Source organism: Aestuariimicrobium sp. G57 (assembly GCF_050110855.1).
GTDB lineage: Bacteria > Actinomycetota > Actinomycetes > Propionibacteriales > Propionibacteriaceae > Aestuariimicrobium.
Window position 1 is genome coordinate 503,372 of record NZ_JBNINW010000003.1, and the last position, 11,935, is coordinate 515,306.

The window sequence follows — 11,935 nt, forward strand, 5'->3', positions numbered from 1 at the left end:
CGGACGCGGCCGAAGAAGTTGTATCTGGGCATGTATTCCGCCGACAGCCACACACCGCCGAACGCCGCCGCCCGTCTGACACCGGCGGCGGCGTTCGCTCGTCCATCAGGTTGGCAAGCGGCTGCTACAGCAGCTGGCGCCAGTCGACGCTGTTCAGCCGCTGGCCCGACACCCAGTAGGCGCGGTGGTCGTTGCCGAGCACGAGCTTGCTGCCCGAGGCACCATTGAGCACCTTGAGCTGGTGGTCTCCGGTCGGCTGCAGGCTGATGATCTTGCCGCCCACGATGCCATAGAGCCGGTTGACGTCCTTGTCGTAAGCCAGTGAGGTAGCCGTCCAGGTGCCACCGGGGAACTTCGACCAGTCGAATGGGGCGATCTCGTACATCACCGACTCGGCACCGGTCCTGGTGTCGAGTGAGTGCAGCGTCCCCTTGGTGCCGGCCCACAGCTGGTTGCCGGGTGTCACCGCCAGGGAAGTGACTTGGCCCTGACCCTCGACCTCGACGTTCCACAGCAGGGTGCGTGTGGCCATGTCGAAGGCAAACACCCGGGCATTGGTGTGGACGGGCGTGATGCCATTGCCACCGTAGACCGAGGTGCCCCCGTAGAGCACACCCTTGCTGTAGGCGAGCGCTGTAATGGAATGGTCGGCGATGAGGTTGAGGTACTTGTCGGTGGCGCCCGTCTTCGGGTTGTGGATCGCCAGCGCGCCCTGCAGGCTGCCGTAGCCGGGCACCGTGCCGACGGCGACGAGGCCACCGGCGTCGGCCAGCGCGAACGGGCGGTCCTGGTTCTCTGCGGTCAGGTTGAACACCTCGGAGGGGTTGCCCGACCCGAGGGGCTTGGTCGGGTCAATGGCCAGCACCTTGGCGCCGGGGTAACGACCGGCGTAGAGGGTGTTGCCGACGGTCGCGAAGCCCTCGGTCTGGCCGAGTGCGGCCTGGAACTGCCAGGTACCGGCGCCGGTGTCATAGCTGGCGAGCCCGCCGGACAGGTAACCACCGAAGTGCAGGCGTCCGTCCGGGCCGAGCACCGACGAGCGTGGGTCGGTGGATGTGCCCGGCAGGTTCAGGTTGACCTGGGTCGACTCGCCCGTGGCGGTGTTGTAACGATCGAGCACGTTGAGGTACATGCCGATGACGTACTCGGTGCCGCCGTCATTGATGACGCCGATGCCCTTGGAGCCGACGGCCGGCGCCATCCGGGTCACCTGGCCAGCGGGCGTGGACTTGTACAAGCTGGAGTCGCTGATGAACCAGGTGTTGCCAGCGCCATCGCGTCCCACGCGCTGGTCAACATAGTTGGGTTCGAAAGGACCCTGCTTCCAAGTCTTGGCGACCGTGTCGTAGACGTAGCCGATGTTGACCTTGGTGCATTCGAAACGCACCCACAGGTCGGTGCCCGAGGTGGCGAGCTCATAGGTGAACTGACAATTGTCACGGCCTGCAGGCAGCGGGATCTGGGTCTTGGCGCCCGTGGTGATGTCGACGGCGAAGAATGCGGCCGTCGTACCGGTGCCGACATAGACGGTATTGCCGACCACAGCGGTCGAGCGCAGGTAGGTGTACTGGTCACCGAAGGTGCCGTAGTCACGCCACTGCCCGGTGGCGCGGTTGTAGGCACCCAGCCGGGCGGGGGCGACTGAGCTGCCGGGTGTGTAGCCCTGGAAGGTGCCGGTGTAGGCGATGCCGTTGGCATCGGTGTCGACCTGCCACAGGAAGCTCGTGTAGGGGTGCGGTCGTCCGGCGTTGACAACCTGGTCGGCGCCCGGGGCGAGGTAGTACAGGTTGCCGTTGACGTAACTGGCCGCCCACACCGTGCCGTCGTCGGCGAGTTCGACACCCCAGGCACCGCTGGCACCGGGCATCGGGTAGGTCTTGATCACCTCGGCGGTGAGGGGGTTGATCTGCGCGAGGTATGCGGGGTTGCCGCTGACGACAGCCCAGGTGCGTGGGCTGCCGTCGGGCATGTGACCAGTCGCGGCCCCGGCGACAGTGGTGGCCGTCAGCGGAATGACCCCGTGGTCGGCGACGGGCAGGGTCACGGGGGTGATGGTGCGCGGTGGTGCGGCATGGGCGGTGGCGGGTGCGAGCGGTGCGACCAGGGCCAGTCCGATGGCGGCGGCCAGGGCCAGTCGGCTGAGCGGGGATCGCAGGGATGACAGCTTCATCGGAGTCTCCCGGTTGGAGGGTTGGGTTTCCCTCACCGTAGAGCAAACGTTATCTGCGATCGACGGCTTGGGAAGAATCGCTCAGTGGGGGCTGTGGGCGCGGGTGGTGTCGGCTGCAGGCGCGCTGAACCTGCACAAGTGACATGGGTGCCGCTTGTGCAGGTGATTGCGCTGGTTCCGGGCGCGAACGTGGCGCTGGTGCCAGTTCTGCAAGATTCTGGACGAGCCAGGGCTGGTGAAGCGCCGCGGACATGCTCGTGCGGCGACGGCTGCGGCGTGCTGAACCTGCACAACTGACACGGGTGCCGCTTGCGCATGCGCTGGCGCTGATTCCGGGCGCACTCGCCGCACCGGCGCCAGTTCCGCAATATTCTGGACGAGCCCGAGCTGGTGAAACGCCGCGCACATGCTCGTCCGGGGGCCGCCACACCGTACTGAACCTGCACAACTGACACACGTGCCGCTTGCGCATGCGCTGGCGCTGATTCCGGGCGCAGACGTGGCGCTGGTGCCACTTCTGCAACTTCGTGGACGAGCGTGGGCTGGTGAACGGCCACCCACATGCCTCGTCCGACGGCTGGCGCCAGCCGCCCCCACCTCAGATCATCATCGTCGCCGGGTGCAGGTTGTAATCGGCCATGTAGTCGAAGACCCGGCGCAGTTCGACCCGTTCAGGGTCCCGGTAATACGCCCGCTGACCCTCGGTGAACTCCTGCCACTGGCCCTGGAAGTCGATGGCCCACGTGAACTTCTGCATGGGCCGGTCGAGCACGGCGAACAGGCACCTGAACCCGTGGCGGTGGCGTACCGGCACGATGGCGTTCCAGACCTGCAGGAACTCGTCGATGTCCCCGACCAGGCTGTACCGGCGCATGACGGCGATGCGACCGTCCTCGCCGTCGAGTTCAGTGGGCGCCGCGTGGGTCATGGCCAGCACTTCAACGGGGCGGATATTGCAATTCTTGAAGACATGCGGCGCGAGCGCGTCCTCGATCTTCTGGTAGCGGGGGTCTGCGCGCAGTTCACGCTCGGCCTCGTCGGCATTCGGGTGGGAGTAGAGCCAGCTCACCTTGGGCTCGGCATCGGTCTCGACAAAGACGCGATGGGTCGTGAAGCCGTGGCTGGCGCGCAGCCCCACGGATTGGATGAACTGGTCGTGCCACTGCGGCATGTGCCGCGGTCGCACGGTGTAGCGATGCAGCGTGGTGTCACCCACGGGTGTGATCGGAGTGGGCATACCTCTACGCTAGCCCGCGTCGCACGGCACCTGAACAGAAGGGCCGAGAACGGTGTCGGTTGCCGCCATCGGCGCAGGCGTGGACGAGGCATTGGCGCGTCAACAGCACGATCGCCACCGACCACTACTGTGGGGCCCATGAAGATTGCCGTCGTCGGCCTCGGGTACGTGGGCCTCGCCAATGCCGTCCTGCTCGCACAGCACCACCCCGTCGTCGCCCTCGACGTCAACACCGAGCGGGTCGACCAGGTCAACAACCGCCACTCCCCCATCGTCGATGCCGAGCTGCAGGACTACCTGACCCACCGCGAGCTCGACCTCACGGCGACCACCGATGCCGCCACCGCCTATGCCGAGGCCGACTACGTCATCATCGCCACCCCGACGAACTATGACGAGACGACGAACTTCTTCGACACCTCGAGCGTCGACTCGGTGATCGCAGGGGTGGCCGAGACCAACCCCGGGGCCTGCGTCGTGGTCAAGTCGACGATCCCCGTGGGCTTCACCGAACAGAAGCGGGCCGAGCACCCCGACCTCGAGATCCTGTTCAGCCCCGAGTTCCTGCGCGAGGGCCGCGCCCTGTACGACAACCTGCACCCCTCACGCATCGTCGTGGGCGGCACCGGGCCCAGGGCCGAGCGGTTCGCCGAGTTGCTGCGCGAGGGCTCCTTGGACGAGAACACCCCCGTGCTGTTCACGGGCGCGACCGAAGCCGAGGCGATCAAGCTGTTTGCCAACACCTACCTTGCGCTGCGGGTGGCCTATTTCAACGAGCTCGACACCTATGCCGCGCGCTTCGGGCTCGACACCGGGCAGATCATCGAGGGCGTCGGTCTCGACCCCCGCATCGGCATGCACTACAACAACCCGTCGTTCGGTTACGGCGGCTACTGCCTGCCCAAGGACACCAAGCAGCTGCTGGCCAACTACGACCAGGTGCCGCAGACGCTGATCCAGGCGGTGGTCGACTCGAACTCGATCCGCAAGGACTTCATCGCCAGCGATGTGCTCTCGCGCAACCCCGAGGTGGTCGGCATCTACCGACTCACGATGAAGACGGGGTCCGACAACTTCCGCCAGAGCTCGGTGCAGGGCGTGATGAAGCGCATCAAGGCCAAGGGCGTGCCGGTGATCGTCTACGAGCCGGCGCTGGCCGATGACGAGTTCTTCCACTCCGAGGTCGTGCGCGATCTGGACGAGTTCAAGCGCCGGGCCAATGTGATCATCGCGAACCGGCCGGCGCAGGAGCTGCTCGATGTGAAGGACAAGGTCTACACGCGGGACCTGTTCAGCAGGGACTGACACTGGTTTGTCCTTACTCATGGACATTTGTCCTCACATATGGTTAGCTTGTTGCAAGGTGCCAACTGGCGCAACGATGCCCACACCTGAGGGGGAGCAGTGTCAACCGAGGTCTCCAAGAGCGAAGTCCGCAAGAACAACGTCATCACCATGGGTCGCATCGGTGTCGACCTGTACCCGCTGCAGACAGGAGTCGGGCTCGAAGAAGTCGAGAGCTTCGGCAAGTTCCTGGGCGGCAGCTCCACGAACGTCGCGGTCGCCGCGGCGCGGCTGGGCAATCCCGACGTCGCGACCGTCACCGCCGTGGGCGACGACCCGTTCGGCCGTTGGCTGCGCACCGAGATGCGTCGGCTCGGCGTGCGCGACGATTACGTCGAGACGTCCAAGAGCTTGCTCACGCCCATCACCTTTTGCGAGATCTTCCCGCCCGACAACTTTCCGCTGTACTTCTACCGGCGCCCGAGCGCCCCTGACCTCGAGATCAGCCCCTACGACATCCCTCTGCGCGACATCGTTGACGCGGGGTTGTTCTGGTTCACGGGCACGGGGCTGTCGCAGGAGCCAAGCTACTGGACGCACATGGTGGCCCTCGAGCACCGCAACCGTGCCCGCCACACTGTCTTTGACCTCGACTGGCGCGAGATGTTCTGGCGTGAGCGCCACATCGCGCAGGACCGCTACGCCGAAGCGCTGAAGTACGCCACGGTCGCCGTCGGCAACCGCGAGGAGTGCGAGGTCGCCGTGGGCGAGACCGTGCCGGATCGTGCGGCTGATGCCCTGCTGGAGCGTGGCGTGGAGTTGGCCATCGTCAAGCAGGGTCCGAAGGGCACGCTCGCCAAGAGCAGGGACGAGCGCGTCGAGGTGCCACCCACCCGGGCCACGACCGTCAACGGGCTCGGCGCCGGCGACGCGTTCGGCGGGTCGATTGTCGACGGCCTGCTGCGCGGGCTCTCACTGAAGGACATGATCGAGCGGGCCAGCGCCGCCGGCGCCATCGTCGCCTCGCGACTGGAATGTTCGACGGCCATGCCGACGCCTGACGAGATCGACCGTGTGGTGGCTGCGGGCAACACGGACGTGCTGCTCGGCAAGTAGTCGGCGGGCGCCGACCCAGCTGCACCACCAGAAGAAGTCGCACCAGGTGCGACTTCTTCTGGTTTCTGCATTCGACCCAGGCCGGTAAATGTCTACACATATCGAGATGGCGCACGAAAGGACCCACCCCGAGCGGGTGGGTCCCTTCGTTGTTCGTTGGTGGGGGTGCCTACAGGGACATGTCCACGACTGCCCTGCCCACTATCTGCCCCGCCTTGAGTTGGCTGTAGCCCTCGCCGGCCTCTGCCAGCGAGAACCGCTGCGTCACCAGGTCCTGGTAGTTGATCTGGCCGTTGGCCGCCATCTGGACCACTGCCGGCAGGTCGACCCGGGTGCGGGCGCCGTACGAGCCGCGAATGCTCTGGCTGCGGCGCACCGTGCGGTTGATCTCGACCTCGGCCGTCTGCACACCCGCACCAAGCCCGATGGGCACCATGCGACCGCCATCTGACAGGACGTCGAGCGCGGTCTTCCAGGTGGCCGGAATGCCCAGCGCCTCGAATGCCACGTCGACGCCTCGGCCGCCGGTGAGTTCGAACACGCGCTCGCGGGGATCAGTGGTCATGGAGTTGACGGTGGCCGTCGCACCGAACTGGCTCATGCCTGCGAGCTTCTCGTCGTTGACGTCGATGGCAATGACCTGGCTGGCCCCCATGGCGCGGGCGACCTGGCAGATGTTGCTGCCCACCCCACCCACGGCCACCACTGCCACCGTTTCACCGAAATGCAGTTCGGCGCCATGGCGCACCGCGCCATAGGCCGTCATGGCCGCGCAGCCGAGGATGGCCGAGGTCACCTCGTCGACGCTCTGTGGCAGCGGGGCCACGGACGTGGCGGGGATGACCGCGTATTCGGCCAGGCCGCCCATGGAGTACATGTAAACGGGGTCCCCGTCCTCGGTGGCCAGCCTGGTGGTGCCGTCGTAGAGCACCCCCTTGAGCCGGTTCAGCTCGAAGAATGGCGCGCAGAGCTCGTCGTGGCCGCGCGAACAGGCTTCGCACTGCCCGCAGGGCATCAGGAATGCGCCGGCGACCTTCTGGCCCAGTTCGAGGCCGGTGTGTCCGGTGTCCGGGCCCAGTTCCACGATCGTGCCCGCGACCTCGTGGCCGAGGACGCAGGGCATCGGGAAGGCTATGGCCCCGCCGATGACGTGCAGGTCGGAATGGCACATCCCGCAGGCGGAGACCTTGATCAGCACCTCGCCGGCCTTGGGGCGTGGAGTGCGCAGGGTCTCGATCTGCAGACCATCGCCGGGGTTGCGCAGCACGGCGGCCCGCATGGTCTCGGGGATGGTCGTGTCTGGGATGGTCGTGTCTCGAGTGGTCGTCTCGTGGCTGTCGATGGCGGTCATGGTTGCTCCTTCGGTCCCGGCCCTCAGGCCTTCAGCTCTCGCGTGATCCGCTCCAGCATTCGCCGGTTGATCTCGTCAGCCTTTTCGTGCCAGCCGAACACGCAGACGGAGATGACTCCGTCGAACTTGATGTCCCTCAGGGTCTGGAACACGACGTCCCAGGGCACCTCACCCATGCCGAGCTCGTTGTGCTGGTGCACGCGAGCATCGACCCCCGGGGGGTTGATGATGTAGCGGTTGCCGTCGTTCGCACGGTGGTTGAACACGTCCGCCATGTGCACCTCACGCAGCTTCGGCGCGCTGTCACGCAGCATCCGCTCCACGTCGCCGGCACCATCGGACAGGTGGAACGTGTGGGGGCAGCAGTATTCGTAGCCGATCCAGTCGACGTTCACACCCCGGACGAGGCTGTAGGCCTCGTCGTGCAGTTCGACGAAGTCATAGGGGTGGGCCTCCATGTTGAGGCGGATCCCGTACTGCTCGAAAGTCGGTGCCAGCTCTTCGATCGAGCGGTACCACTGCGCCTCACACTCACGCGGGGTGTTCGGGTCGCCCGCGAACTCCGAGGTGATCTCGCGAACATCCAATTGGTCGGCCAGCTCGAGCAGGCGCCGCCAGTTGCGCACCTGTGCGGTGCGCTCTGCCTCGTCCACTGACGACCAGTTGAACACCGGATTGAGCGTGCGGATCTTGACACCCGTCTCGCGCTGCGCCCGGTTCAGTTCTGCCACGTAGGCGTCGTCCGCCTTCGGGTAGTGGTGCCAGAAGTGGAAGTCAGAGCGGGGTGAGAGTTCGACGAACTCGAAGCCCAGGTCAGCCGCCTTGCGCAAGCAGTCGGGGGCCGACATGGTCAGGTAGTACATGTTGGGATCCAGGGCGATGTCGACCATGACGTCTTCCTTTCGGTGGTTGTTGTGCTCCCAGAGATGCGTGCGAGTCAGAGGTAGTGGCGCTGGGGACGACGCGATTCCACGTGCTGCTCGTACGCCGTGCGGGTGCTGTCCAGGGTCGAGACCTGCGAGACCGGGACGTCCCACCAGCTCGACGACGGCGGGTTGGGGCCGTACAGGTCGGTCTCGATGTGGATCATGGTCGGCCGGTCGGACGCCTCGGCCTTCCGGTAGGCCTCGCGGAACTCCTGGATGCCGTTGACCTTGATCACGTCCAGGCCCCACGAGGCTGCGTTGGCGGCGATGTCGACACCCTTGATCAATTCGTCATCGGCCAGGTGGCTGCCCGTGCCACGCTGGCGGTACTTGGTGCCGAAGCGCTGCGAACCGCGCGATTCCGACAGTCCGCCGATCGAGGCGAAGCCGTAGTTCTGCAGCAGCACGTAGATGACCTTGATGTTCTCCTGCACCACGGTCGCCAGCTCCATGGGCAGCATCTGGTAGGTGCCGTCGCCCACGATGGCCACGACCTCGGATTCGGGCCGGGCGAGCTTGACCCCCATGGCGGCCGGCACCTCGTAGCCCATGCAGCTGAACGCGTATTCCACGTGGTATTGCACCGGGGTGCGGGCCTGCCACAGCGCCTGCAGGTCGCCGGGCATCGAGCCGGCGGCGTTGATGACGACGTCGTCCTCGCCCATGAGTTCGTTGAGGGCGCCGAAGACCTCGGTCTGCGCGGGCAGCGGGGTCTGGTCGCGGTGGTAGCACTCCTGGGTGACCCGCTCCCACGCCTGCTTCTCGGCTGCGATCTCGGCCGAGTACGCGGCGTCGACGCGGTGGTCCTTGAGCAGGTCGATCAGCTCGGTGAGTGCCTCCCGGGCGTCGGCGACGACCATGACGGCGCTCTGCTTGGCGGCGTCGAAGGCGCCGACGTTGATGTTGACGAAGCCGACGTCCTGGTTCTTGAACTGCGTCTTGGACGCAGTGGTGAAGTCCGAGAAGCGGGTGCCGATGCCGATGACCAGGTCTGCGGTGTCGGCGAGGTGGTTCGCGGCGTCGCCGCCGGTCGACCCCACGCCGCCGACGGCGCACTCGTGGTCGAAGTTGATGGCACCCTTGCCGGCCTGGGTGTCTGCCACCGGAATGCCGGTCTGGCGGGCGAACTCACGCAGTTGCTCGGAAGCCTCTGCGTAGATGACGCCGCCGCCGGCCACGATCAGCGGACGCTTGGCCGCACGGATGCGTTCGACCGCCCGCGCCAGCGCGGCCTTCTCGGCCGGTGGGCGGCGCACATGCCACACGCGCCTGGCGAAGAACTCGACCGGCCAGTCGTACTTCTCGGCCTGCACGTCCTGGGGCATGGCGATGGTGACCGCGCCGGTTTCAGCGGGATCGGTGAGCACGCGCATGGCCCCCAGCAGCGACGGGATCAGCTGCTCGGGGCGGTTGATACGGTCGAAGAAGCGCGACACCGGACGGAAGCAGTCGTTGACCGAGATGTCGAGCGTGGTCGGGTCTTCGAGCTGCTGCAGCACCGGGTCGGGGATGCGGGTGGCGAACTGGTCGGAGGGGAACAGCAGCACCGGCACGCGATTGGTGGTGGCCAAGGCGGCACCGGTGACCATGTTCAGCGAGCCGGGTCCGATGGACGCGGTGCACATCCAGGTCTGCATGCGGTTGGTGGCCTTGGCGAAGGCGGCTGCCGCATGCACCTGGCCCTGCTCGTTGCGGGGCATGATGTAGGGCATGTCGTTCTCGCCCTCGGCGGGGTTGATCTCGTTCTGCAGCAGCGCCTGGCCGATGCCGGCCACGTTGCCGTGACCGAAGATGCCGAATGCACCCGGGATGAGGCGCTGTTCGACGCCGTCACGCTCGGAATACTGGTTGCTCAGGAACCGGATGGTGGCCTGGGCGACGGTCAGGGTGACAGTCCCCTGGTAAGCCTCGTTGCTCATGGGAATCTCCTTGGATCAGTTCTTGAATGGCAGGCGGGGATCAACGTCCTGATCCTGCCAAGTGGTGCGCAGCCAGTGGTGCTGGGGGTCGTCGACCGACATCCACACGCCGTCCTCGGCGGGGCCGGCCATGACGTTCAGGTAGTACATGTCGTAGCCGGGTGCGGCGACACAGGGGCCGTGCCAGCCGTGTGGCACCAGGGCCACATCGCCGGTGTGCACCTCGGCGATCAGGTCGATCGGTCGTCCGGGGGTGCCGTAGGTGCGGTGGAACCCGAAGCCCGGCCCGGCGGGGCCGTCCGCGATCTCGAAGTAGTAGATCTCTTCGAGCTCGCGCTCGACGTCGCTGTGCTCCTCGTGCTTGTGGGCGGGGTAGGACGACCAGTTGCCGCCCGGGGTCAGCACCTCGCAGACCAGCAGGTGCGAGGTCTCGACACCGGTGTTCAGGGCGTAGTTGTTGACCTGCCGCGAACAGTCGCCGGCACCGCGCAGGTCAGTGCGCACCTGTGAGGCCGGGTAGTACGCCGCGGGCAGGTCACTGGTGGCCCGAGCGGTCGGCACGGCGAATCGTCCGCCTGCACGCGACGAGATGACGACCTGCTGGTGGCGGGGGACGTAGACGAAGTCGGTGACGCCCTTGAACACGCCGGGGCGGCCCTGCAACTGGTGGCTGGCCTCGCCGAGGCGCACGTCGCATGCGCCTGCCAGGGGCAGCACAAGCGCCTCGAACTCGCCGGTGTCGAAAGTCTGTTCCTGGCCCGGCTCGAGGGTGAGCACCTTGAGGCCGGACCATTCCCAGCCTGCGTCCTCGGGGGTGATCAGCACCTGCCACGCGTCCTTGGCCGCAGTGCCTGCGGGACGGAAGATGTCTGCGTTGGGGTTCACAGCGTTGGTGGTCACAGCAGGTTCACCGCCTCGTCAACAGCAGCCGCCACGTCACCGCTGGGCGGGAAGAGCAGCGAGCGGCCGATGACCAGTCCGCGCACGGTGGGGAGGGCGAGCGCGGTGCGCCATTCCTCGAGCGCCTGGTCGGGGTCCTCCGGCACCACACCACCGAGGATGAGGGCCGGCAGGGTGCTGGCCTCCATCACCCGCTCCATGTCCTCGACCGCGGGCAGCTTCAGCCAAGTGTACGCCGAGGTGCGACCCAGGCCCGCAGCGATCGCGATCGACCTGATGACAGCCTCTGGCGTCAGTGTGTTGACGATGCGGCCCGACACCCATTCCGAGACGAAGGGCTCGACCATCGCCATCAGCTGGCGCTCGGCGAGCTCGTCCACGGCCTTCGCACACGACTCGATGGTGGCGACGGTCGCCGGGTCGGAGTAGTTGATGCGCATGAGCATCTTGCCGCCGTCGAGGCCCGAATCGGCCACGCCCTGGGCGTCGTACCCGGTGAACCGGTCGTCCATCTCGAATGAGGCACCGGCGAGGCCGCCGCGATTCATCGAGCCGTAGACGAGCTTGCCGTCCAGGGCCCCGAGGATCGCGAGGTCCTCGATCATGTCGGCTGTACCCAGGAAGCCGTGGACCCCGGGGCGCCCGAGCGCCTCGACGCAACGCCCCAGCAGTTCCTCGCGGGACGCCATGGCCATGTCGTCCTGGCCGGCCCCCAGTGCTCCGCGAGCCGGGTGGTCGCACGCGATGATCATCAGCTTCTGGTCATGCGCCGGCATCACGCCCCTGGGCCGCTCGGCAAGGATCTGCCGGACCTTCTCGGGGTGGCTGGCCCGCGTCTGCACGATGCGCTCCGTGAGAGACATGTCACCGTCCTTGTGTTCGCCACCCTCTCCGATGAGGCGGCTCGTAGCTCAACTGTGGACCACGATCCACTTTCATGTCAACACAATGTCAACATCTTGTCTGCGTAATGTTCGTCACAGCCTCGCCGCTCCGACGCGGTCACACGGGAGCGTCGGACGCCCCACGAAG

9 protein-coding genes are annotated in these 11,935 nt (G+C 66.5%); 2 read left to right on the forward strand and 7 right to left on the reverse strand.

Annotation, left to right across the window (positions count from 1 at the left end; all coding sequences use genetic code 11):
• Positions 1-124: 124 nt before the first annotated feature.
• Both ACQCX5_RS09420 and ACQCX5_RS09425 read right to left on the reverse strand, forming a co-directional pair.
• Positions 125-2,170, reverse strand: coding sequence for a hypothetical protein (locus ACQCX5_RS09420; RefSeq protein WP_434541770.1), 2,046 nt, complete (start codon positions 2,168-2,170; stop codon positions 125-127).
• A gap of 598 nt (positions 2,171-2,768) precedes the next feature.
• Entirely contained in the window at positions 2,769-3,407 is a 639-nt protein-coding gene (locus tag ACQCX5_RS09425) for a hypothetical protein (RefSeq protein ID WP_434541771.1), read from the reverse strand.
• A 138-nt stretch (positions 3,408-3,545) separates the two neighbouring features.
• On the opposite strand from ACQCX5_RS09425, the gene ACQCX5_RS09430 reads away from it, so the two are divergent.
• Both ACQCX5_RS09430 and iolC read left to right on the forward strand, forming a co-directional pair.
• Complete coding sequence (locus ACQCX5_RS09430) at positions 3,546-4,712, forward strand: nucleotide sugar dehydrogenase (protein WP_434541772.1); 1,167 nt, start codon at positions 3,546-3,548, stop codon at positions 4,710-4,712.
• Positions 4,713-4,811: 99 nt separating this feature from the next.
• The gene (iolC, locus tag ACQCX5_RS09435; protein ID WP_434541773.1) at positions 4,812-5,807 is read left to right on the forward strand and encodes a 5-dehydro-2-deoxygluconokinase; all 996 of its coding nucleotides are present in this window, start codon (positions 4,812-4,814) and stop codon (positions 5,805-5,807) included.
• A gap of 169 nt (positions 5,808-5,976) precedes the next feature.
• Here the strand turns inward: iolC and ACQCX5_RS09440 are convergent, their stop codons facing one another.
• From ACQCX5_RS09440 to ACQCX5_RS09460, 5 genes are read right to left on the reverse strand one after another with little or no spacing between them, the layout of a single operon-like run.
• A complete protein-coding gene (locus ACQCX5_RS09440) occupies positions 5,977-7,158 on the reverse strand; it encodes a zinc-binding dehydrogenase (protein ID WP_434541774.1) in 1,182 nt (393 codons plus the stop codon).
• Between the two features lie 23 nt (positions 7,159-7,181).
• Positions 7,182-8,048, reverse strand: a complete 867-nt coding sequence (locus ACQCX5_RS09445; RefSeq protein WP_434541775.1) for a sugar phosphate isomerase/epimerase family protein — start codon at positions 8,046-8,048, stop codon at positions 7,182-7,184.
• A 47-nt stretch (positions 8,049-8,095) separates the two neighbouring features.
• Entirely contained in the window at positions 8,096-10,003 is a 1,908-nt protein-coding gene (gene iolD, locus ACQCX5_RS09450) for a 3D-(3,5/4)-trihydroxycyclohexane-1,2-dione acylhydrolase (decyclizing) (protein WP_434541776.1), read from the reverse strand.
• A gap of 15 nt (positions 10,004-10,018) precedes the next feature.
• Complete coding sequence (gene iolB, locus ACQCX5_RS09455; protein ID WP_434541777.1) at positions 10,019-10,903, reverse strand: 5-deoxy-glucuronate isomerase; 885 nt, start codon at positions 10,901-10,903, stop codon at positions 10,019-10,021.
• Entirely contained in the window at positions 10,900-11,766 is an 867-nt protein-coding gene (locus ACQCX5_RS09460; RefSeq protein WP_434541778.1) for a Cgl0159 family (beta/alpha)8-fold protein, read from the reverse strand. The genes iolB and ACQCX5_RS09460 overlap by 4 nt, the downstream gene beginning before the upstream one ends.
• Between the last annotated feature and the right edge of the window lie 169 nt (positions 11,767-11,935).